This is a genomic window from Marinobacter halodurans (assembly GCF_004327985.1).
Taxonomy (GTDB): Bacteria; Pseudomonadota; Gammaproteobacteria; order Pseudomonadales; family Oleiphilaceae; genus Marinobacter_A; species Marinobacter_A halodurans.
Map to the genome: position 1 here is coordinate 1 of NZ_SJDL01000198.1, position 461 is coordinate 461.

Sequence of the window (461 nt, forward strand, 5' to 3'; positions counted from 1 at the left end):
CTTTCAGCTTGGTTCTGTGGGAGGTATTTCCCACGCGCGGCGGCAGTTGGAGAAGGCGATAGAGGACGATGTTGAACTTCGGAATCGATGGCAATTAGCAATTAAGCACCTGACCCCTTAGCTCCCCCGCGGCGGCAGTTGGAGAAGGCGATAGAGGACGATGTTGAACTTCGGAATCGATGGCAATTAGCAATTAAGCACCTGACCCCTTAGCTCCCCTGACCCCTTAGCTCCCCAAGGTTGCCGACCAAGTCGGTTCGGCAAAGGTCGACCACCGTGAGCTATTCCGTGCGGTTCCAGGTACCAATGCACTCGGTGCGGCCATTGCCGTTGGACAGGTGGCGTATGACAGCGCCCGCAGCACGGCTGAGATCGCTGCGACGGGGCTGACGGGAGTGGATTACAGCAACAGTGACGGAAAGCTGGTGCAACAGGCGGCTGATTGGGTCGCCAATGGCCTG

At 58.1% G+C, this 461-nt stretch carries 1 protein-coding gene; it reads right to left on the minus strand.

Going from position 1 to position 461, the window contains the following annotated elements; genetic code table 11:
* Positions 1 to 281 precede the first annotated feature (281 nt).
* Positions 282 to 461 (minus strand): hypothetical protein (locus EZI54_RS24985; RefSeq protein WP_207389360.1); only part of this gene is annotated, 180 nt, incomplete at its 5' end.